This window comes from Allobosea sp. UNC402CLCol (genome assembly GCF_000745475.1).
In the GTDB taxonomy this organism is placed as follows: Bacteria; Pseudomonadota; Alphaproteobacteria; order Rhizobiales; family Beijerinckiaceae; genus Allobosea; species Allobosea spartocytisi.
In genome coordinates this window covers 732,072-753,732 of record NZ_KN050692.1, presented here as the reverse complement: position 1 = coordinate 753,732, position 21,661 = coordinate 732,072, and the positions used below count along the sequence as shown (strand labels likewise).

Below are 21,661 nucleotides of genomic sequence, written 5' to 3'. Positions count from 1 at the left end.
CAACTTCACGGGTTGAACAGCCAGGTTGCCGAGGCCGGAATCCGGCAGTGGGCGACCGGACCGGGGAGTTCGTCATGGCCCTGGGCACGCAGGCGCAGGTCGCCGCGCTTCAGGCGGTACTCCCATTTCTCGCCGAGATAGATGCAGCCCTCGACATCGAACGGAGCACTGTCCGGAACGGCATCCGCCGTGACCGAGATCGCCTCCATCCTGATGACGGCTTTAACCGAGGCAGGATCGACCGGGGGCTCCCTGTCTTTCCAGATGCCTGCAAGGGACAGCCCGGCACAGTCGATCGCATCGGGCTCGCCGGCGTCGCGGACAAGCTTGCCTGCGAGGACGTTATTCGCACCCATGAAATCGGCGGCGTAGAACGTCTCCGGCTTGCCATAGATTTCGCGCGGGCTGCCAGACTGCACGATGCTCCCACCCTTCAGGAGTAGCACTTGGTCGGCAATGGCAAGAGCCTCAGCCTGATCATGCGTCACCATGATCGCGCAGATTTCCAGCTCTAGGATCAGCTTGCGGATCCAGAACCGCGCTTCCTCGCGCAGTTTGGCATCGAGATTGGAGAGCGGCTCGTCGAGCAGCAGGACCTTGGGTTCGTAGACGAGAGCCCGGCAGATCGCGACACGCTGCTGCTGTCCGCCGGAGAGCTGGTCTGGATAGCGCGCGGCAAGATGGGCAAGCCCGAGTTTGTCGAGGATGGCCTCAACCTTCGTCTTGATCTCGCTCTGAGGCAGATTGCGGAGCTTCAGTCCATAGGCGACGTTGTCGAATACGGATCGGTGCGGCCATAGGGCATAGGATTGGAACACCAGCCCGATCTTCCGTTGCTCCGGGGGCAGGGCGACGCCCGCCTTGTCGTCCAGAACGGGTGTGCCGCCGATCGCGATCCGCCCGATTTCCGGCTGTTCAAGGCCGGCGATGCAACGCAGCAGCGTAGTCTTGCCGCTACCGGAGGCGCCGAGCAGCGCGACGATGCGGCCCTTCTGTGCGGTGAAGCTGGCGCCGGAGAGGATTTGAAGGCCGCCCAGCCATTTTTGGACGTTGTCGACAACGAGATCAGTCATGGATCTTGGCTCCGAGGCGCAGGGCGAGCGTGAGCCCGACCGCGGTCAGCAGAATCGAGATGAAGGAGAGCGCGGCGATCTGGTCCATCGCGCCGGAGGTCAGAAGGGAGACCATCAGAGAGCCGATGACCTCGGTCCCGGAGCTCATCAGGTAGACGCCGGTGGCGTACTCCCGGAGGAAGACGATCATGATCATCGCCCAGGCCCCGGCGAGACCGGGCCTGACCAGCGGGATCACCACGTCGCGCCAGGTCCTGAAGGTGGTGGCGCCGGCGGTACGCGCCGACTCCTCGAGTTCGGGAGCGACCTGCAAGAGTGTCGCCTGGATGATGCGCAGCCCGTAGGACAAGCCGACGATGATGTAGGCGATCAGCAGGCTGAACAGCGTCGTGCGCAGCGGCACGAGGAACGGCACGAAAAGGAACAGCCAGAAGAAGGCGAGGCCGACGATCAGTCCCGGCAAGGCGCGCGGGATCAGGACGGAATAATCCAGCAGCGTGCCGGTCTTACCGTGATTGCGGTGACCTGCAAGGCCCACCATCAGATAGAAGCCGACGGCAACGGCCCCGCCGAACGCTGCGAGCAGGATCGTGTTGATGATGCCGCGCGAGAGGCTCGGCAGCTCGAAGATGCGCCTGAAGTTATCGAGCGTCAGTTGCTCGGTGATGCGGATGCCTTCACCCCAATTCTCGACGAAGGCACGCAGGATCACACCGCCGACGGGGAGGAAGACCGAGACGATCAGCCAGATACCGATGATCGAGAGTGCGATGATCTGTCCGGCGCGACCGAGTTTCAGCAGGTTGGTGCGCGCACCCTTGCCACCGACGGCCGCGAAACGACGCGCATGACGCAGCAGCCGGCGCTGGATGAAGACGAGCGGCAGCGTGATAAGGATCAGGAAGACGGTGACCGCTGCCATCACCTGGTAGGTCGGCGCACCGAAGATCGTGTTGACCTTGTAGATATAGGTCGTGAGCACGAGAATGCCGTTGGGATCGCCGAGGACGAGTGGGATACCGAAGGTCTCGAAGCCCAGCAGCAGGTTCAGCGCCGCGCTGAAGACCAGCGCCGGCAGAACCATCGGCAGGGTGACATCGAGCGAGACGCGCCAGACGCTAGCGCCCGCCGTGCGTGCGGCTTCCTCGAGATCGCTGGGGAGCCGCCGCATAGCTGAGGCGACATAGAGATAGACGGTCGGGACGTGGCTGAGGCCGCCGATCAGGATGATGCCCGGCAGCGTGTAGATGCTCCACGGCGCCGATCCAAAGATGCTCTTGAACGCGATCGTGACGAAGCCGGACGGTCCGATCGCGACCGTGTAGCCGAAGGCGAGCACGATTGAGGACAGAAACATCGGCACGAGCACGAGAGGCTCGAGCCAGCCGCGCCCCTTCAGATCCGTCCGCGTGATCAGGAAGGCCAGGATTCCGCCCAGCGGCACGGCGACGAGCACCATGCCAAAGGCGTAGAGCGTGGTCGTCCAGAGCGCCCGGTAGAACTCGGGATCGGTGAGGATGAACTCGTAGGCTTCGAGACTCGGCCGGGCGGCTTCGTCGAAGAACGGCGCATTCAGGAAGCTCTGGTAGATGATCAGGACGGCCGGAGCCGCGACCATCGCGAACAGGGCCAGGATGACGGTGGCCCTGTAGCGAGGTGCTTGAACTGCGAGAGACATGATGGCGGCTCCGGGAACTGCGCGGCTCAGCCGCGCAGCGCCTCTTTCCAGCGGCGGAAGAACTCAGCGCGGTTCTTCGGCTCCGTGGCTTCCAGCAAGGCGGTCGTGATCGGGATTGGCTTCAGATTGCCGTTCGCCATCTCGTTGAGTTTGGCGAGGTTGATGCCGTTTGTGACGTCGGTACGAATCGACGGAGCCCCGTTGGCCGCCAGCGCGGACTGCCCGGCGGGCGAGAGAAGGAAGTCAAGGAAGACGCGGGCCGCGTTGGGATGGGGAGCGCCCTTCGAGATATTCGCCACGCGCGAGAAGGCTGCCGTGTAGTCCGAGGTCAGGATGTAGCCGAGCGCCGGATTCTTGGCCGCCCATTCGATCGCGTAGGAGGCGATGATGTTGAAGGCGAAGACGTGCTCGCCGGAGACGATCTTCTCGCGCATCGCGCCCGAGCTACCGTAGATCTTGCCGTCGGCGGCGCCGAAGGCCCGGACGAGATCGAACGTGTCGGACCGCGTCTTCGCGTCGTTGTTGAAGAACAGGAACCCGGTCCCGCTCTTCTCGGGATCGAAGGTCGCGAGCTTGCCCTTCAGCGCGTCCTTGTTGTCCTTCATGAAGGCGAGCAACTCGACGCGCGTCTTCGGCAATTTCAGCGATGCCGTCTGCGCCTTGTTATAGAGGATCCCGACCGGCTCGGCCGTCGTGCCGTAGAGCGTGTCGTTGAAGTTCGCCCAGTTCGGGAGATTCTTGGTCTCCGGAGACTTGTAGGCTTCGGCCAGACCACGCTGCACGAGCACCATCTGGAGATCCATCGCCGACGTCCAGACGACGTCAGAGCCGACCTGCTTGGCGGCGGCTTCGGAGATGACGCGGTTGTAGGCGCCGTTGGTGCCGATGTCGTTGTAGTCGACGCGGATGCCGGGGAAGGCGGACTTGAAGGCCTCGACCAGCGGGCGCCCCTGCACATCATCCGTCGACGTGTAGATCGACACCGCGCCCTCGGCGCGCGCCTTCTCGACGATGTCCTTGTAATCGGCCGGATAGCCGGCGGGGATCGTTTGCGCCCCGGCGGGAAACCCGAAGCTCAATGCGCTAACGCCAGCCGCGGAGCCGAGAACGAATTGGCGACGATTGATCATACTGAAGCCTCCCGAATGGTTGTTGTTATCCGGGCAACTTAGCAGCAAGATTGGTTTTAGCAATATATAAAACCAACTGACTTTGTGTATAGTTCGTCTGACCCCGGAAACCGGGGCGTATGGGGGCGGGAGGAAGGCGGGGTAGGCTCTAAATCGACTCGTGCCGCGGGTGAATGACCGGCGACTTGGATGCCAGGGCCCCGCTCAGGTGTCGCCGCATCAGATGCGCGGCTTCAAGATTGTCGCCCCTGGCAAGGAGGTCGAGGATCTGAAGGTGCTCGAGGCTTTGCAGCGAGATGCGCTTAGGATCGACTTTCAGGCGATACTCCGCCAGGCGGCGCAACTGGTTTGCCCGTTCCAAGGCCTGGAAGAACATCGGATTGTTCGACATCCGGATGATCGCCTCGTGAAACTCGGCCCCTGCCGCGGTCATCGCTGCCGGGGCCATGCCTTCGAGCTTGCCGGATGCAAGTCGCTCCTGGGTCTTCCGGAGCGCCGCGGCTGAGCGCTTGTCGAAGCAGAAGGTCGGCTCCAGTAGCGCAGCGGGTTCGATGACGGCACGAAACCGGTAGATCGCTTCAAAGGCTTCGGCTGTCTTGGCGACCTGACGCAGCTTCCAGCCGTAGCCTGGCTTGGGCTCGGCCCATCCTTCTCTCGCAGCTCTCAGCAGAAGTTCCTGGGCCTGGGCACGCGAAAGGCCGTACCGATCCCGGATTGCCTGCTCTGTCTGGTCTGCGCTGATCCTGTCGTGCAGCCAATCCTCTGCGAAAAGGTAATAGGGCTCATCGACAGCCGGAACCAGTGGCTCGATCGCGTTCGCGCCGTTTCCAGAGGGGGGCGGAAGAACGAAGAAACCACGATTCCGGCGGCTTTCGATCAGCCCTTTGCTGGACAGAATCGATAGCGCTTCCCGAACAGGGGAGCGCGAGACTTCGAAGCGTGCAGCCAGCGCCTCGGTCGCCAGATGTGAGCCGGGTTCGAGCTCGCCCATGCCGATCTGGGCGACGATGTCGTTGGCGATACGAAGAGCGAGGGGGCTGCTTGCCATGCGCGGGGCGTGTGACCGTGATGCTGGATGTGTGAGTCTAATAGCGATCCCAATTGGCTAAAGCCACCTTGACCGATGTTTGGTTTTATACGATGCAATAGCCAATTCAAAGGCCTGAGCCGGAAATTGAGGAAGCATCATGAAGATTCTCGTTCTGCCCTGCGACGGTATCGGTCCCGAAATCGTTGCGGCATCGATCGACGTTCTCGAGGTCGCCAGCGACAAGTTCGGCCTCGGCCTTGCCTTCGATTACGACGATGTCGGGTTCAAGAGCCTCGAGAAGCACGGTACCACGCTGCGCGAAAGCGTGCTGGACAGGGCCCGGGCCGATTACGACGGGGTAATCCTTGGCACCCAGTCCCATGCTGATTATCCGGCGCCGGAGAAGGGTGGTCGCAACGTCTCGGCGGGCTTCCGGATCGGGCTCGACCTTTACGCCAACGTTCGCCCGGCACGCACGCGCCCCTTCATCGAATCCAACATGAAGCCGGGCAAGACGATGGACCTCGTCATCATGCGTGAGGCCACCGAAGGCTTCTATCCCGACCGCAATATGCATCTGGGCTGGGCCGAGCTCATGCCGTCGCCGGACATGGCGATCTCGCTTCGCAAGATCACTGCCCATTGCTCGAACAGGATCGCCCGCCGGGCGTTCGAGCTGGCGGCCAAGCGCCGCAAGAAAGTCACGGCCGTGCACAAGGCCAACAGCTTCCATCAGACGGATGGCCTCTTCTTGCGCGAGGTCCGCAAGGTGGCGCAGGAATTCCCGGATGTTCAGCTCGACGACTTGCTGATCGACGCCTCGACCGCGCATCTGGTGCGTAACCCTGAGCGGTTCGACGTCATCTGCGCGACGAATTTCTACGGTGACATCATCTCCGACCTGGCGAGCGAGCTCTCGGGCAGCCTCGGCTTGGCCGGGTCGATGATGGCGAGCGACACGCATTGCTGTGCCCAGGCGCAACACGGCTCGGCGCCCGACATCCAGAACCAGGACAAGGCAAATCCGGTCTCGATGATCCTGTCCTGCGGTATGCTGTTGCAGTGGCTCGGAGAGAAGCGCGGTATGCCCGCTTTCGAGCAGGCCTTCCACGCCATAGACAAGGCGATCGACGAGGTTCTGACCGACCCGGTCTCGCGTACCCCGGACCTCGGCGGCAAGACCGGCACGAAGCGGTTCGGCCAGCTCGTCGCCGAGACCTTGAAGGCGGCTTGAGATGCCCGCGACGGTGGAGGGCTTGAAGGCTAGGCTTGGCCCCGCGCCGGCGGAGGTCCGCGTGGCTCTCTCGCGGCATGGCAAGCTGCGGGCGGGGATCAACCTCTCGAACTTCCTGCTGGTCTCAAGCCGGTCGTCGGATGGCGGCCCGGCCGGAGTCTCCCCTGACATGGCGGCCGCACTTGCCGCCTGCCTCGATCTGCCGCTGGAGTACGTCTCCTACGAGAACCCGGGCAAGCTCGCCGATGCGGCCGAGCGCGACGAGTGGGACATCGGTCTGGTCGCAGCCGAGCCGCAACGCGCTGCGTTGATCGATTTCACTTCCGCCTATGCCGAGATCGAGGCGACTTATCTGCTGCCCCCGGGATCCCCACTCAGCCAGGTGTCGGAGGTGGATCGAAAGGGCCATCGGATCGCGGCCGCCGCCCGGACGGCCTATGGCCTCTGGTTGGAGCGGAACGTCCACGAGGCTGAGATGATCTGGGGCAACGGCTTCGATGAGACCTACAGCCTCTTCATCGACGGCAAGCTCGATGCCCTCGCCGGGCTTCGCCAGAAGCTGATCGAGGACGAGGCTCGGCTCCCCGGCTCGAAGCTGCTGGAGGGCCGCTTTATGTCGGTGCAGCAGGCGATTGGAACTCCGAAGGTATCAGGCATGGCCATCGACTATCTCCGCGCCTTCGTGGAGACAGCGGTCGAGATCGGTCTCGTTGCTGAGTTGATCGCGAAGCATGGCGTAATCGGATTGACGGTCGCTTCTCGGGAGCCGGATCGAGCGGCCTGAGCCCCAGGACCGATCCCGTTTCCTAACCCTACGGACGAGTGCGACATGCTTATCGGGGTCATCGCGGACGACTTCACCGGCGCGAGCGACATCGCAAATACCCTCGCCAAAGGTGGCGGCGGGTCCCCCGGTCTGGCTACGACGCAGTTTCTCGGCGTACCGTCGCGACCCGCTGCGCCTGAATGTCAGGCGGGCGTGGTAGCGCTCAAGAGCCGCTCCATCCCCGCGGCGGAAGCGGTCGAGCAGTCCCTCGCGGCTCTCGCCTGGCTCAGGCAGCAGGGCTGTCGCCAGATCGTCTTCAAGTACTGTTCGACCTTCGACTCGACTGCCGAAGGCAACATCGGGCCGGTCGGCGAGGCGATCGCCGCGGAGCTCGGCGTTCGCGGAGTGGTTGCTTGTCCTGCCTTCCCGGGGGCCGGGCGCAGCGTCTACATGGGAAATCTATTCGTCGGCGACGTGCCGCTGAACGAGTCGAGCCTCCGTCATCATCCGCTGACCCCCATGACGGACAGCGACATCCGGCGCTGGCTGCGCGCCCAGTCCCGCGAGTCGGTTGGGTTCGTGCCCTGGACCACGGTGGCGAAAGGTAGCGCCGGTCTGAGCGTTGCGTTGGCAAAGTGCGCCGCCGACGGCGACACGCTGGTCATCGTCGATGCTCTCACCGATGCGGATCTGCTTACGATTGGAGAGGCATGCGCTGAAGCACCCTTCGTTACCGGCGGATCGGGCATCGCGATCGGCCTGCCGCGCAACTTCCACCGCGCTGGTTTGGTTGAGGCCGCGCAGAAGACATTCCTGCCCGTGTCAGGGCGCGAAGCCATACTCGCCGGAAGCTGCTCCCAGGCGACGCTTGCCCAGATCGCCGAGCACGAGAAGGCGCATCCGGTGCTCCGCTTGCCCGTGGTCGAAATCGTCGAGGGCGGTGTCTCCGCGTCGGATGTGATCGACTTCATCGAGCGGAACGAGGGCAGGGCGCCGCTGGTCAGTACGTCGCAACCCCCCGAGGGCGTGCGCGCCTTGCAGGCTCGCTTCGGAACCGACGTCGTTGCGCATGCGATCGACCGACTGTTCGCGGAAACTGCCACTGCCCTCGTTTCCCGAGGGCTCCGGCGTCTGGTCGTTGCCGGCGGCGAAACCTCCGGTGCGGTCGCTTCGGCTCTGGGTGTCGAATCCCTCAACATCGGGCCGGAGATCGCTCCCGGAGTGCCCGCTGTATCGACGCAGAACGGTCGCCTGGCGCTCGCCCTCAAATCCGGGAACTTCGGGCAAATCGATTTCTTCGCGCGCGCGCTGGCGACGCTTGACGGGACAGCGTGATGAACGAAGCCGCCACGCGTGCCGAACTCGTCAGGCTGGCCCGCTCGCTCTTCGAGCGCGGCTACTCAGTCGGGTCTTCGGGCAATATCAGTGTCGCAGTCGACGATGGAATCCTGATCACCCCGACGAATTCTTGCCTTGGCTTTCTTGAAGTGGATCGCATTGCCAAGATCGACTGTGACGGGCGCCATATCTCGGGGGACAAGCCATCCAAGGAGATATTCCTTCATAAGGCCTTCTACGAGACGCGCTTGGGAACCGGGGCCGTGGTTCATCTTCATTCGACCTATGCGACTGCCCTTTCCTGCCTGAACGGGATCGACGAGGAAGACGCGGTTCCCTCGTTGACGCCCTACGTCGTGATGCGCGTCGGGGCGGTCAGGCGTTTGCCCTATGTGCGTCCCGGCGATCCGAGGATGGGCGAGATGATCAGGGAACTCGGTGGACGGAAGGCCGCGGTTCTGCTCGCCAATCACGGTCCGGTCGTGGCGGGGAAGGATCTCTTGAGCACCGTCTACGCAGCGGAGGAACTGGAGGAGACCGCCAAGCTCCTGTTGCTCCTCTCCGGGCGCAATCACAATCTGCTTGGCCAGGCCGAGGTCGACGAACTCAAGCGCGTGTTCCGGAACTGAGACATGACTCTAACGATTGGTATGGTGGCCCATGACAGCAAGAAGCCGGATCTCGTGTCCTGGGCCGAGCGCCACGCCAGATCCATCGGCCGACATCGCATAGTCGCCACCGCCACGACCGGCGGCCTTCTGCGCGTCGCGATGCCCGAGGCGGCTATCCGTCTGGTAAAAAGCGGGCCGCTCGGCGGTGACCAGCAGATCGGCGCGATGATCGCACAGGGCGAATTGGACATACTGCTGTTCTTTCCGGAACCGCTCGCCGCGCAGCCGCACGATGTAGACGTCAAGGCGCTGCTGAGGCTCGTGCTCGTGTACAATATTCCCGCTGCGTTCAGCCCGAGTACCGCGACGGCCCTGGCCGGTTCCGGCCTTTTCGACCAGCGAAAGCGATAGGATGCGACGCACACGCCATGCCAAGATCGTCGCGACGATTGACCGGTAACCGGCTACATCACGAGTACCAGCCCAACACCATGCTCTACCTTGGCAGCATCGCCTGGCCCACGCCGGATCACCTGCAAATGCACTGGCGCTTCATCGACACTGCGTTCTCGGACATGGCTGAGTCCGCTTCGACGGTGACACGCTCGTTTTCGATCGGTCGTGAACACAATGCCGGTCCGTTACGGATGCCGACCATCGTCTTCACGGCAGGCTGCCCTGCGGCATGACTTTCGACCCCGGCCTACGCATCAGCCTCGGTCGGCGTAAGTCCATGTGGTCTAGTGGAGCCGCGGGCCTTTCGCCTATGGGTGAATTGGGGGCAATTGCTATGCTCGGACGAAGACGCCCCACGCGTGATGGCTTGCCGATCCGGGCGCCACCTTTTCGACCGGCACGTCCCGTCGAATGAACTGGAGAGCGGAATGGCGATCAAGCCGAAGTGGGATCACATTCACCTGCGGTCTGAGGATCCGGACGCGGCGGCGGATTTCTACGAGACACATTTTGGCGCGTCCCAGGTATCGCGCGTCGAGAACGGCGATCAGTTGCGCGTGACCATTGATCTCGTCGGCCTTCCGATCTTCATCGATCGTGCCGGCGACGGGGCCCTTGCCCGTCCCGAAGGGCCCGTGCGAGGCATTGACCACCTGGCGCTGACGGTCAACAAGCTCGACGAGGCGCTGGCCGAACTCACGGGCAAGGGTGTCGAGGTCATCTCGGGTCCCACCACAGTGCGGCCGGGCCTGCTGATCGCCTTCGTCCGTGCGCCGGATGGCGTCCGGATCGAGCTGCTGGAGCGTGGTGAATAGTTGCTGCCTCACCGTCAACCACCGACGAATGCACTGAAGCAGGAAGTAGAGGTGGCTTGGGCCTTTCCCGATGCTTCCACTTCAGCGTCGACCTCCCTCGCGACGATGGGATCGCCATTCTGATCGGCCAGCCGGACCGAGGGCGCCGGCAGGACGCGCTCCCTGGCAGTCGGCGGCGAAGAAAACGGCTAGGGCCGCGGCAAGAAGATGGCATCCACCCAGATCGATATTTTTGACGACGCACCGGGCTATCGGCAGACGCCGCGACTAGCTCCGAGAAGGTGGCGCCCCGAGATCGTCCGTCCAGCAGGCGATGACGAAGAGCTTGCCCGAAGGCTGGAAGAGAGCGTGCACTTCAGGTGGCTCCGGCAGCTCGCGCCCCGCCGGATCGTCCCCCGGGAGCGAAGCGCGTTCCCGAACCTCGTGGTGCTGGTGGATACCGAAACTACGGGGCTGCTCCATACCCAGGACGAGGTCATTGAAATCGGCGCGGTGGCCTTCACTTATGACGACGAGGGCGCGATCGGCGATGTGGTGGGCGTCTACAGCGATCCTGAATTTCAGCTCGCGACAAGCGTGATCGGGTAGCCTTCCGATTGCTCGTAGCCAGGAAGATGTGGCCGAGCCTCGGCGGCGGACTATCTCGGGGGAGCTCTTTCGTTCTGGCGCGTTTCTCGCGGAGAGACTCCAATCTGCCGCTTATAGATCCGCGAGAAATGGCTGAAATTCGAGAAGCCCGACGCAATCGCGATTTCGCCGAGCGGAAGGGACGTCTGCCGAATGAGGATCTTGGCTCGGTCGATCCTAAGCTTCACGACGTACTGATGGATCGTCATGTGAAGATGGGAGGCGAAGAGCCTCTCCAACTGCCTCAGTGACAACCCCACGGAATCCGCGAGTGCTTCGCGTTCGATGGGCTCGTCCAACGTGGCCTCGATCCGGTCCAGCGCCTTGATGAGCAAGGGATGGAATAGGCCGAACCGCTCCCGAACGCCCATCCTCTGATGGTCTTCGGCCTGGCGGATCTGGGTCTGGATCAGCCATTCGCTGGCATTGCGAGCGACAGCCGGGCCGTGGTCCGTCGCGATCAGCGCGTTCATCATGTCCAATGCCGCGTTGCCGCCGGCGCAAGTGAAGCACTGTCCGTCGAATTCGAAGAGCGTCTGCTTGAGCTTGAGCTTGGGGAACTGTTCGCGCAGGGCCGGAACATGATCCCAGTGAGCGGTGCAGCGCTTTCCCTCCAGGAGACCGGCCCGGGCTAGAACGAAGGTGCCGCCCGACAGACCGCCAATCCGCACGCCCTTTCGGGAGAGCCGCCGGAGGAACGCGAACACGCGCTCGTCATGAAAATGGATCGCGCTGTCACCCGCGCATACGACCATGATGTCGACCGATACGGCCTCGAAGCTGTTGTGATCCGGTCGAACGAGCATCCGGCAGGACGACAGCGTGTCGCGGCCGCTCGTCGTCAGGAAGCACCATCGGTACAGCTCCTTTCCGGTTACGGCGTTCGCGGCTCGAAGCGACTCGACGGACGATGCCAAGGACAGCAGCGGGAAGCCGTCGTTTACGAGAAATCCGAACGTCGTGGCCACAGGGCACCCGGGAACCGCATTGGGCGAATGTCGGGCGGGCAGGGGCCCGCCCGTCCCAATTGGGCCGGGCATGGCATCGAAGGTCAACGGCGAAGTCCAATTGTCCTGTTCATCGCCGGTTCGGCCCGGATCGGGAGAGGGTGGCCGGGCCGGACCATCCTTCTCGTCAACCGAGCCGGTATTCGTTGACGATCGCCGGGCCACCCAATCAATCCCCTGGGCAGGCGGCTGCTATGGACGTCCGCATAAGTCCGGCCGCCAATCAATCGCGGAAGACGATGGTCTTGCTGCCGTTGGCAAGAACCCGCCCGTCCAAGTGCCAGGCCACGGCGCGGGAGAGCACGCGACGCTCGATATCGCGCCCCTTGCGGACCAGATCCTCGGGGGTGTCGTTATGCGAAATGCGTTCGACGTCCTGTTCGATGATCGGCCCTTCATCGAGGTCGGCGGTGACATAGTGCGCGGTGGCTCCGATCAGCTTCACGCCGCGTGTATGGGCCTGGTGGTACGGTTTCGCTCCCTTAAACCCCGGCAGGAACGAATGATGGATGTTGATGCACCGTTGGCTCAAGCGCGCGCTGAGCTCGTCCGATAGGACCTGCATGTAGCGAGCGAGGATGACGAGATCCACGCGTTCCTGCTCGACCAGCGCCCAGATGCGCGCCTCCTGCTCCGGCTTCGTCTCCTTGGCGATGGGGAAGTGGTGGAACGGGATCTCGCCGAAATCCAGATCGGGATAGGTTTCTCGCGGATAGTTCGAGACGACCCCGGCGATGTCCATCGGGAGTTCGCCGATACGCCAACGATAGAGCAGGTCGACGAGGCAGTGATCGGAGCGCGACACGAGCAGGAGCACCCGCTGACGATCATCGCGCCGCCGCGCGCTCCATGTCATTCCGAAGCTGTCGGCGAGCTCCGAGAACTCCCGGGAGAACCCGCCCAGCGATCCTTCGCCGGGAAAATTGAAGACGACCCGCATGAAGAATTTGTCGGTTTCGACGTCATCGAACTGATTGGCGCCGAGAATGTTGCCGCCGTGGTCGAACAGGCAACGCGATACCGCCGCCACGATTCCCGGTCGATTGCGGCACGACAGGGTCAGGATATGTTGATCGGTCGGCATCGCGATTTCTCGTGAGTTGCGGACAAAGCTCGGGTGACGAGCCCGCCCGGGACGGTTTTTGGACATGGGAAGGCGATCCAGCCGAAGTGGCCGGTTGGGTGATCGCCTCCTGTTGGATGTCAGCGGCTCTCAGCGCGCCTCGATAAGCTGGCCGGGGAGTAACGGCGCTTGCTGTCCGGATGCGCGCCGGGCTTCGGGGGAAGCCCAGCGCCTCTTAGGGGCCGGTATCAGCCCCAAGACCACTCGTGGACGTTCCAGGCGGCGTCGACCACGTACTGGTTCGGTTTGATGCCTTGCAGGGCCTTGTGCGTCATTTGACCCTGATAAACGCCGCCCTGGGGTCCGAACGGGACCTCCTCCAGCAGAATCTCTTGGATGCGGGCGTAGGTCTTCTTGCGCTCTTCCACGCTGGTCTGGCGGACACCTTCCTCGAGCAGCCGGTCGACATCGGCGTTCTCGTACTGGGTGTAATTCGAACCGCTGCCGGTCTTCGCCGGGATCATCTTCGAATGCGCCCGGGCAGTGTAGTCGGGATCCATGCCAACCGTCGGCTCCCACGACACCAGGAGCGTGTCGAACTGCGACTTGGTCGTGTACTCGCCCCAGACGACCGAGGCGGGCATGTTCTTGATCTCCATCTCGACGCCGATCGCCTTCCAGTTCTGCTGGAAGATGGCTTGGGTCGCCTGGCGCGCCGGGAACCCGGCCGTCGTCGACATCGAGAACTTCATCTTGACGCCGTCCTTCTCGCGGACGCCGTCGGCACCGACCTTCCAGCCGGCCTCGTCGAGCATCTTAGCCGCGAGCTGCGGATTGGGGCCGGAGTCCTTGAGATCGTGGTTGTAGGCCCAGTGGGTCGTGTGCAGGTAGGAGAGGGTGCGCTTGTAGGCGCCGAAGAACACGTCATCGATCGCCTTCTGCATCTCGAGGGCGAGGTACAGGGCCTTGCGGACCTTGGGATCCTTGAACTGGGGCTTGCCGCAGTTGAAGTAGACGAACTGGACCCAGGGCTGCGCGAGCGGGAAGAAGTGCCGGTCGGGGAGCTTGGCGGCCTCGGTCCACCGATCGAACGGCACCCCGGACACGCCGATGTAGTCGATCTCGCCCGTCCTGGCCTGGCCATAGGCCACAAGCTGATCGGGCACGAATTTGTGGATGAACTGCCGGATCTTGGGCGCGCCGCGGTGATAGTTCGGGTTGGCCTCGTAGACCATGTGGCTGCCTGCTGTGCGGGTCTTGAGCAGGTAGGGGCCGGTTCCGATAGGCTGCGCGTTGAAGCCGGAGGTGTTGATGTTCTCCTCCTTCGACAGCAGGTGGTGGGGCACGATGTGCATGTTCTGCCAAGCCCACATGAAGGGCACGAACGGCCGTTCGAGCTCGATCTCGACGGTGTATGGATCAGCGACCTTGAAGTTCTTGATCAGATCGAAGCCGCTGCGCGAGCGCACCGCGACCTTGGGATTGATGATGGTCTGGTAGGTGAATTCGACGTCCTTGGCCGTCAAGGGTTGGCCGTCGCTCCATTTGACGTCGCGCTTGAGGTTGATGCGCCAAACCTTTCCGTCGGCCGAGATATCCCCGTTCTCGACCGTAGGGATGCGTGCGGCGAGATTGGGAATGAACTCGCCCTTTTCGTTGACGTCCCAGAGCGCATCGAACAGGCAGGCTTCCGGGATATTCTCCGCACCGGCATTCACATAGAGCAGCGGATTGAACTGCACCGGCTCCTGTGTGGTGCCGAGAATGATGCGGTCACGCTTCTGCGCGATGGCGGGGCTATAGATGCCCGTCACCGGGACGATCAGACCGGATGCCGCGGCGCCCTTGAGCACGGTACGGCGGGTGGGCGAGAACTTCGTAGGCATCGCGCATTCCCCTCTTTCTGGTTGGAATTTGGTTCAGGGATCGATCTTCAGCCGGGCGTCGATGGCGTCGCGGAGGCCATCGCCCAGGAAGTTGAAGCTCATGACGGTGAAGGTGATCAGGACGCCCGGGAGGATTGCCAGGAAGGGCACGGTGTCGAAGTAGCCCTGGGCGTTGGTGAGCATGTTGCCCCAGCTCGCCATCGGCGGCTGGACGCCATAGCCGAGGAAGCTGATGTAGGACTCCATCAGCACCGCGGTCGCGACCTTGAGCGTCGCGGCGACAAGCACCGGCGCCATGATGTTCGGCAGCAGCTCGACCAGCATGATCCGCCAGTTAGAGGCGCCGAAGCCGCGAGATGCCTGGATGAAGTCCATCTCCTTCAGAGAGGAGACCTGCGCCCTAACGATGCGCGACACCTCCATCCAGGAGGTCAGCCCGATGATCAGCGAGATCGACAGGATGGTCGGAGGCACGAACGCCGCGATGACGAGCAGCAAGAACACCTGCGGGAAGCAGAGCAGGGTGTCGACCAGGCGCATCAGCAGGTTGTCGATGATCCCGCCGTAGTAGCCGGCAGCGAGCCCGACCAGCGTCCCCGTGACCATGGTCGTCAACATCGCGACGATGCCGACCGCAAGCGAAACCTGGCCGCCATAGAGCAGTCGGCTCAGTGTGTCGCGGCCAAGATCGTCCGTGCCCAGCACATGGCTCCACGAGACGAAAGGCGGCAGAAAGCGCTGGGAGGTGTCGATCCGCATGGGATCCTGCGGCGAGACGAGCTGCGCGAACAGCGCCGAGGCGCAGAGCAACACGACCATGATGGCGCCCGCGACGGCGAGGCGATGGGATAGGAAGCGCCGCGCGATCGTCTGGGCGTAGGAACGGGCGGGGACTGTGTTGGAAACGGAGATGTCAGCCATGTCCGCGTCCTCAGGCCAATTTCACGCGCGGATCGATCGCCGCGATGGCGACGTCCGCGATCAGATTGCCGACGATGACGAAGAGCGCCGTGAACATGATCATCCCCATCAGGATGGGGTATTCCTTCATGTTGAGCGCATCGACGAAGAGGCGCCCCATCCCGGGCCAACTGAAGATCGTTTCCGCGACGAGGGCGCCGGAGAACAAGGTCGGCAATTGCACGCCGAGCAGGGCAACGAGCGGGATCACCGCGTTGCGCAGGGCGTGGCGGAAGAGAATCTGGCGCTCGCCGAGCCCCTTCGACCGCGCGGTGCGGATGTAGTCCTGCTGGATCACGTCAAGGAAGCTGGAGCGCGAATAGCGGCTCCAGGTGGCCAGCAAGACCAGCGTCAGCACCATGACCGGCAACACGAGGTGGCGCGCCAAGTCCCAGGGATTACCTTCCTCGCCAAGCTCGTACATGCCGCCGGACGGCAGCCAGCCGAGCTGGATCGCGAAGACATAGATGGCCATCAGGCCGAACCAGAAGGTCGGAAAGGACAAGGCGAGCATGGCGCCCGTCGTCGCCAGATAATCGAAGATCGAGTTGCGTTTGACCGCGCCGAGGATACCGATCAACGTGCCAATGACGATGGCCAGCGCCAACGACGTGCCCATCAGGATCATCGTCGCCGGCACTCGCTCTAGGATGACTTCGAGGACAGGGCGGCCGCCGAAGAAGGTGACGCCCCAGGAACCTGTCAGCATCGCTTTCGCCCAGCTTAGATATTGCAGGTGGATGGGCTGATCTAGGCCGAGCGCGACGCGGAGGCGCTCGATGTCCGTGACGGTGATGGTTGGATTCAAGGTGTAGACCGCCAGCGGCCCCCCGGGCGCCAGGTGCATGATGCCGAAGCCGATGATGGAGACGCCGATGACGAGCGGGATCGAATGCAGGATCCGGCGCAGGACGTAACCGATGACGTCTCCGTTCATGGCTCAGTCTCCGCTCAGTGCTTGTTCGAGGTCGGCGATCAGGTCGTCGGCATCTTCAAGGCCGATAGACAGGCGCATCAGGTCCATGGTCACGCCGGTGCCGAGTTGGGCTTCGGGGTAGACCTTGCGTCGCGCCTGCAACAAACCACCCGGGTGCATGATGAGCGACTCGACGTCGCCCAGGCTGACGGCGCGGGCGATCAGCTTCAGCCTGTCCATCATCCGCACCGCACCGTCGTAGCCGGCGTGCAGCTCGAACGACATCATGCCGCTGCCGCCGCTCATCTGCTTGCGGGCTATCGCATAGCCGGGGGTGCTCTCCAGGAATGGATAGCGGACGACGCGGACGGCCGGATGGGCGTCCAGCATCTGGGCCACGGCGAGCGCATTCTCGCTGTGCTGGCGCATCCGCACCTTGAGCGTCTTGAGACCGCGCAGGACGAGGAAGCAGGCCATCGGCGACAGCGTCGCGCCGGTAAGATAACGAAGACCCAGCCCGCGCACCTTGTGCATGGTTTCGGCATCGCCGAGCACGATGCCGCCGAGAAGGTCGCCGTGCCCGTTGATGTACTTGGTCAGCGAATGGACGACGATGTCCGCGCCATGCTCCAGCGGCCGCTGCAACGCTGGTGAAGCGAAGGTCGAGTCCACCACGACCCGCAATCCGGCCTGGTGCGCCAGAGCCGAGATCGCGGCGATATCAAGCACTTCTCCAGTCGGGTTGATCGGAGTCTCGAAGTAGACGAGCCGGGTTCTCTCCGTGACGGCCGCTGTCAGGTTGGCGGGATACGAAAGGTCGACCTTGACGACATTGATCCCAAGGCGCGGCAGACCCTCGCCCGTCAGCGCCGTTGTGTTGTTGTAGAGCGTTCGGTGGACGATGATCTCGTCGCCCGGCGAGAGTAGAGACAGGAAGAGCGAGCTGATCGCCGCCATGCCGGATGCGGCCGTGACTCCGGCTTCCGCGCCTTCCAGCGAGGCAACGCGCTGTTCCAGCAATTGCTGCGTCGGGTTGTGCTCGCGTCCGTAAAGGAACCCCTCGGCCTCATCGGCGACCACCGCGTCAGCCGCCGCCACATTGGGAAAGGCGAAGGTGGATGTCATGTAGATCGGCGGCGAGACCGCGCCTCGTTCCAACAACGGGTCGTAGCCCTCGTGGATCGATCGCGTCTGGAAGCCGAGCTGACGGTTGGAACGATGAGCTGTCATGGCGCGCTGTTCCGGTTCTTGTCGGTGGGAGAGATCATGCGGCAGCGTTTTGCGCGGGCTGGAAGCTCCAGCCATGGCTGGCGGCCGCGCCTTGGAGTTCGTCGAGAAGCCACTCGGCGAAGGTCGAGCCGACGATCAAGCTGAAAAAGGGGACCGGCGCTTCGTTGCGATAGAGCTGGCAGGAAACATGGCCGACGATGGTCGAGGCACTGCTCCCAGGCGGGAACACCCGATCGTGCAGATCCAGGCGGCACAGGCGGGCGAGCACCGATTGTGCGTGCTTGCCGCTGAGCTCGAACACGCTTCGGCCATGGCTTTGATCGACCACGGCGGCGCTGCCATCGAGGGCTTGGCGGAGACGCGCCGCCAGCTCCTCCCGCTGATCATCCGATGCCCGGATAAGCCAGCTTCCGGGTTGGACCCAGATCGCCGTGCCAGTCGAACCGCTGGCGACGCGATCGGAAGCGGGTAGCTCAATCGAAAAGGTCCGGCTGAGGGTGGCGGAGACGTCATTCTGACGCCCCTTGCGCGCGGTGACCTGCACCAGCGCAGCATGCTGCTCCGTGATGGTGAGGGCGTCTCCTCCGTTTCGCCCACCGGAGAGCGAGCGGGAGACCGGGAAGCGCGAACGGCGATCAAGCGCGGACACGAGCGTTCTCCGGATCGACATGATGGGGACTGGTGATTGTCACCTCGACGCTCTCGTCATGGAGCGGCGAGATGGCGACGAGCCGCTGGCCTTTAACGGACTCGCCGTTCTCGACGAGGGCCAGGCCGATCCAGCAATTGTGTTCGATCGACTGGGTCACGCTGCTGACCCAGCCCATGCTTGTTCCCGAGCTCGGCTCCCGCACGATGTGGGCGCCGCCGCGCAGGCGCTTGCTCGTATCGACCGGGCGGATGCCGACGAGGCGTGGGCGGCCGGGATCGGCAAGGCCCGGGCGACCAGCGAGGACGCGCCCGATCACGTCGCCACTCTTCTTCATCATCCGGCCCATGCCGAGATCGGCGGCGGTCGTCTGCCCGTTCAGCTCGGGCCCGGCCGCATGGCCCTTCTCGATCCGCATCAGGCTCATGGCCTCGAGCCCGTACGGCACGATGCCGAACCGCTTGCCCGCAGCCAGGATTGCTTCCCAGACGGTCTCGGCTCGACCCGACGGCACGGCGATTTCGTAGGCGAGTTCGCCGGAGAAGCTGATCCGGAACAGGCGGACCGGGACCCCGGAAATCTTGCCTTCACCCGCGCTCATGAAGGGGAAGGCCTCATTGGCGAGGTCGAGACCTTCGACGGCGGCGGCGAGCGTCTCGCGGGATTTCGGTCCGGCGACAGCAATCTGCGCCCACTGGTCCGTCACCGAGCAGAACTGGACGTCGAGTTCGGGCCAGACCGTCTGTGCGTGGAACTCCATATGCTCCAGCACCGGGGCGGCATTGCCGGTGGTGGTGGTGACCAGGAAGTGGTCCTCGGCGAGCCGGGATGTGGTGCCGTCGTCGAAGACGATGCCGTCCTCGCGGAGCATCACGCCGTAGCGGCATTTGCCGACCGCCAGGGTCGAGAAGGTGTTGATGTAGAGGCGGTCCAGGAAGGTCGCGGCATCGGGGCCCTGGACGTCGATCTTGCCGAGGGTGGAGACGTCGCAGATTCCGACGGACGACCGGACGGCGCGCGCCTCGCGGAAGATCGGATCCCAGCCGGTCTCGCCGGGCTTGGGATAGAAGAAGGGGCGCATCCAGGCCCCTGTCGGCTGCATCGCGGCACCGTTTCGCAGGTGCCAATCATGCAATGCCGTGCGGCGGACGGGCTGGAAGTGCGCGCCCGAGGCATGGCCCGCCAGCGCTCCGAAGGCGACCGGCATGGTGTAGGGCCGGTGCGTCGGCACGCCGACGGCGTCGACCGTTTCCCCGCGCGCCTCGGCCAGGATCGCGGATCCGACCAGACTGCCGAGCTTGCCCTGGTCGGTTGCCATGCCGTGCGTCGTGTAGCGCTTGGCATGTTCGACATGGCTGAAGCCCTCTCGATGAGCGAGCCTGATGTCGGCGGCGGTGACGTCGTGTTGCAGGTCGACGAAGCTCTTGCCGGGGCCCTCGACCTCCCAGAAGGGAGCAATCGGCTGCTCGGCCCGACCGGGTTGGGGCAGCGCGAACTCCGATGCCTTTTCGAACCCGGCCGCTGCCGCCGCATCTCGCCCGGCCTTCGCGCCTTCCTGCGCGGCCGCTCCGATGCCGAAACTGCCATTCGCCGCCCCCGCCGACCGTTCGGCCTGCACCGGGTCTCCGGGGACATGGCTCGCCAGCGTCGCGTCCCAGCGGGGCTTCGCGCCGGACTGGCTGGCAAGCTGAACGTTCGGGTTCCAACCTCCGGAGAGACTGAGGAGGTCGGCGACGATCTTCTCGCCCCCGGCGCCGCCGCGACGGCGGATCATCGCCGTCTTGCCATCGAAGGACGTGACCTCGCAGCCGAGCCTGACGTTGATGCCGCGCGCAGTCAGTGCGTCGGCGAGCGAGCTCTGCGCCCGGACGTCGACAAGCGTGACCTTTCCGGTCCTCGCCTCGGCAAGGGCGAGGGCGGTTTCGTAGGCGCTATCGTTGTTCGTGAAGACGACGGCATTTCTGCCGGGCGCTACGCCGAAGCGGCGGAGATAGGTGAGCGCCGCTCCGGCCATCATCGTGCCGGGGCGATCGTTCCCGGGAAGCGCGATCAGTCTCTCGCTCGCGCCGGTGGCCAGCACGACCTGCTTCGCTCGGAATGTCCGATAGCGCTGGCGAACCTCATGCGGGTCGGGCTGGACCTTGTGGTCCGCGACGCGCTCCACGGCTCCCAGCAGGTTGTGGTCGTAATAGCCGAACACGTTGGTGCGGGTCAGGATCTCGACGTTCGGCAGCCCTTCAAGAGAAGCCAGCATCTCCTTCCGCCAAGCTTCATCTGCCGGGGACAGGAGGAGGAGGCCGCCGCCGAGAAGGAAATCGCGTTCGCACACTATCACGCGTGCTCCGGCTTCTCCGGCCGAGCGTGCCGCGGCGAGACCGGCCGCCCCCGAACCGACCACGAGCACGTCGCAATGCGCGTGCATCGCCTCGTAGTGATCGGGATCGGGTTCGGATGCGGCACGGCCGAGGCCTGCGGCGCGGCGAATCAGCGGCTCATACAGCTTCTCCCAGAAGCTCTTCGGCCACATGAAGGTCTTGTAGTAGAACCCGGCCGAGAAGACGGAACCGGCAAGCCCGTTGACCGCCATGAGGTCGAAGGAAAGCGAGGGCCAGCGGTTCTGGCTGGCGCTGACCAGGCCGTCGTGCAGCTCGATCTCTGTGGCCTTGCTGTTCGGTTCACGCCGCGCGCCGTCCCGCAGTTCGACGAGTGCGTTCGGCTCCTCCGGCCCCGCGGTCATGATGCCGCGCGGCCGATGATACTTGAAGGACCGCCCGACGAGCCTGACGCCGTTCGCGAGCAAGGCCGAGGCGAGGGTGTCGCCCGGGTGGCCGGTGAGGCTACGACCATCGAAGCTGAAGCGGATCGTCTTGGCGCGATCGACGGATCCGCCGGAGGGCAGGCGCTTCGAAGTCATGGCGTCGCCTCCGGCAGCGCATCCGCAGGTCCGGCCGAAGCCGCGACGACATGGGTCAACGTGTTCCGCCGAACCTTGATCCACTGTCGGCAGCCCGCGTAGTGGTGCCACCATTCATCGTGCCAACCGCGCGGGTTGGCTCGCGTGTAGACGTAGTCGTAGAAGGCCTGTTCACCGGAATCCGGTGCCGGTCGCCGCACCGTCGCGTCGCCGCGATAGTGAAACTCTTCCTGGGGGCGTTCGCCGCAATAGGGGCAGGGGATAAGATGCATTGCCGC

At 64.0% G+C, this 21,661-nt stretch carries 21 protein-coding genes; 8 read left to right on the top strand and 13 right to left on the bottom strand.

Annotated features, from left to right (window positions below; all coding sequences use genetic code 11):
* Positions 1–5 precede the first annotated feature (5 nt).
* The 4 genes from GY40_RS26215 to GY40_RS26200 form a co-directional block, all read right to left on the bottom strand.
* Positions 6–1,073, bottom strand: a complete 1,068-nt coding sequence (locus GY40_RS26215) for an ABC transporter ATP-binding protein (RefSeq protein WP_038368600.1) — start codon at positions 1,071–1,073, stop codon at positions 6–8.
* Positions 1,066–2,751, bottom strand: a complete 1,686-nt coding sequence (locus tag GY40_RS26210) for an ABC transporter permease subunit (RefSeq protein WP_038368598.1) — start codon at positions 2,749–2,751, stop codon at positions 1,066–1,068. Before GY40_RS26210 ends, GY40_RS26215 begins: the two co-directional genes overlap by 8 nt.
* 26 nt (positions 2,752–2,777) lie before the next feature.
* Complete coding sequence (locus tag GY40_RS26205) at positions 2,778–3,881, bottom strand: ABC transporter substrate-binding protein (protein ID WP_248311281.1); 1,104 nt, start codon at positions 3,879–3,881, stop codon at positions 2,778–2,780.
* 148 nt (positions 3,882–4,029) lie between these two features.
* Entirely contained in the window at positions 4,030–4,929 is a 900-nt protein-coding gene (locus tag GY40_RS26200) for a GntR family transcriptional regulator (RefSeq protein WP_038368597.1), read from the bottom strand.
* A 139-nt stretch (positions 4,930–5,068) separates the two neighbouring features.
* On the opposite strand from GY40_RS26200, the gene GY40_RS26195 reads away from it, so the two are divergent.
* The 8 genes from GY40_RS26195 (at position 5,069) to GY40_RS26160 (ending at position 10,719) form a co-directional block, all read left to right on the top strand.
* The gene (locus tag GY40_RS26195; protein WP_038368595.1) at positions 5,069–6,145 is read left to right on the top strand and encodes an isocitrate/isopropylmalate dehydrogenase family protein; all 1,077 of its coding nucleotides are present in this window, start codon (positions 5,069–5,071) and stop codon (positions 6,143–6,145) included.
* A 61-nt stretch (positions 6,146–6,206) separates the two neighbouring features.
* Complete coding sequence (locus GY40_RS26190) at positions 6,207–6,929, top strand: transporter substrate-binding domain-containing protein (RefSeq protein ID WP_197062829.1); 723 nt, start codon at positions 6,207–6,209, stop codon at positions 6,927–6,929.
* Positions 6,930–6,974: 45 nt separating this feature from the next.
* Positions 6,975–8,246 (top strand): 3-oxo-tetronate kinase, encoded by a 1,272-nt coding sequence (gene otnK, locus GY40_RS26185; protein ID WP_038368593.1) that lies wholly within the window; start codon positions 6,975–6,977, stop codon positions 8,244–8,246.
* A complete protein-coding gene (otnC, locus tag GY40_RS26180; RefSeq protein WP_038368591.1) occupies positions 8,246–8,878 on the top strand; it encodes a 3-oxo-tetronate 4-phosphate decarboxylase in 633 nt (210 codons plus the stop codon). Before otnK ends, otnC begins: the two co-directional genes overlap by 1 nt.
* Positions 8,879–8,881: 3 nt before the next feature.
* Positions 8,882–9,271 carry a methylglyoxal synthase gene (locus GY40_RS26175; RefSeq protein ID WP_038368589.1) on the top strand — a complete coding sequence of 130 codons (390 nt, stop codon included), beginning with the start codon at positions 8,882–8,884 and terminating at the stop codon, positions 9,269–9,271.
* An 80-nt stretch (positions 9,272–9,351) separates the two neighbouring features.
* Positions 9,352–9,549, top strand: a complete 198-nt coding sequence (locus tag GY40_RS26170) for a hypothetical protein (protein WP_156116088.1) — start codon at positions 9,352–9,354, stop codon at positions 9,547–9,549.
* Between the two features lie 195 nt (positions 9,550–9,744).
* Positions 9,745–10,131, top strand: coding sequence for a VOC family protein (locus GY40_RS26165; protein WP_038368585.1), 387 nt, complete (start codon positions 9,745–9,747; stop codon positions 10,129–10,131).
* Positions 10,132–10,338: 207 nt separating this feature from the next.
* Positions 10,339–10,719, top strand: coding sequence for an exonuclease domain-containing protein (locus tag GY40_RS26160; RefSeq protein WP_038368583.1), 381 nt, complete (start codon positions 10,339–10,341; stop codon positions 10,717–10,719).
* A 50-nt stretch (positions 10,720–10,769) separates the two neighbouring features.
* Here the strand turns inward: GY40_RS26160 and GY40_RS26155 are convergent, their stop codons facing one another.
* The 9 genes from GY40_RS26155 to GY40_RS27360 form a co-directional block, all read right to left on the bottom strand.
* The gene (locus GY40_RS26155) at positions 10,770–11,726 is read right to left on the bottom strand and encodes a GlxA family transcriptional regulator (RefSeq protein WP_038368581.1); all 957 of its coding nucleotides are present in this window, start codon (positions 11,724–11,726) and stop codon (positions 10,770–10,772) included.
* A gap of 262 nt (positions 11,727–11,988) precedes the next feature.
* A complete protein-coding gene (gene purU, locus GY40_RS26150) occupies positions 11,989–12,849 on the bottom strand; it encodes a formyltetrahydrofolate deformylase (protein WP_038368579.1) in 861 nt (286 codons plus the stop codon).
* A 227-nt stretch (positions 12,850–13,076) separates the two neighbouring features.
* Positions 13,077–14,714, bottom strand: a complete 1,638-nt coding sequence (locus GY40_RS26145; protein WP_038368577.1) for a peptide ABC transporter substrate-binding protein — start codon at positions 14,712–14,714, stop codon at positions 13,077–13,079.
* Positions 14,715–14,747: 33 nt separating this feature from the next.
* Positions 14,748–15,635, bottom strand: coding sequence for an ABC transporter permease (locus GY40_RS26140; protein ID WP_038368575.1), 888 nt, complete (start codon positions 15,633–15,635; stop codon positions 14,748–14,750).
* A 10-nt stretch (positions 15,636–15,645) separates the two neighbouring features.
* Positions 15,646–16,611 carry an ABC transporter permease gene (locus tag GY40_RS26135; RefSeq protein WP_038368572.1) on the bottom strand — a complete coding sequence of 322 codons (966 nt, stop codon included), beginning with the start codon at positions 16,609–16,611 and terminating at the stop codon, positions 15,646–15,648.
* Positions 16,612–16,614: 3 nt separating this feature from the next.
* Positions 16,615–17,820: a trans-sulfuration enzyme family protein gene (locus GY40_RS26130; protein ID WP_038368570.1), complete on the bottom strand. Its 1,206-nt coding sequence runs from the start codon at positions 17,818–17,820 to the stop codon at positions 16,615–16,617.
* Between the two features lie 34 nt (positions 17,821–17,854).
* Entirely contained in the window at positions 17,855–18,469 is a 615-nt protein-coding gene (locus GY40_RS26835; protein ID WP_051988538.1) for a sarcosine oxidase subunit gamma, read from the bottom strand.
* Positions 18,456–21,383 carry a sarcosine oxidase subunit alpha family protein gene (locus GY40_RS26120; protein ID WP_038368569.1) on the bottom strand — a complete coding sequence of 976 codons (2,928 nt, stop codon included), beginning with the start codon at positions 21,381–21,383 and terminating at the stop codon, positions 18,456–18,458. The genes GY40_RS26835 and GY40_RS26120 overlap by 14 nt, the downstream gene beginning before the upstream one ends.
* Positions 21,380–21,655, bottom strand: coding sequence for a sarcosine oxidase subunit delta (locus tag GY40_RS27360; RefSeq protein ID WP_081925661.1), 276 nt, complete (start codon positions 21,653–21,655; stop codon positions 21,380–21,382). Before GY40_RS27360 ends, GY40_RS26120 begins: the two co-directional genes overlap by 4 nt.
* Positions 21,656–21,661: the final 6 nt, after the last annotated feature.